Origin of the sequence: Bacillus cereus group sp. BfR-BA-01381, assembly GCF_022663555.1 — a bacterium.
Taxonomy (GTDB): domain Bacteria; phylum Bacillota; class Bacilli; order Bacillales; family Bacillaceae_G; genus Bacillus_A; species Bacillus_A pacificus.
In genome coordinates, this window is record NZ_JAKUFR010000345.1 from 1 (window position 1) to 222 (window position 222).

A 222-nucleotide genomic window follows, 5' to 3' on the forward strand; every position below is an offset into this window, starting at 1 on the left:
ACGATGCGTAGCCGACCTGAGAGGGTGATCGGCCACACTGGGACTGAGACACGGCCCAGACTCCTACGGGAGGCAGCAGTAGGGAATCTTCCGCAATGGACGAAAGTCTGCCGGAGCAACGCCGCGTGAGTGATGAAGGCTTTCGGGTCGTAAAACTCTGTTGTTAGGGAAGAACAAGTGCTAGTTGAATAAGCTGGCACCTTGACGGTACCTAACCAGAAA

At 55.0% G+C, this 222-nt stretch carries 1 rRNA gene; it reads left to right on the plus strand.

The annotated features are described in order from the left end of the window. Positions 1 to 222 (plus strand): 16S ribosomal RNA (locus MR079_RS28970); the annotation flags it as partial.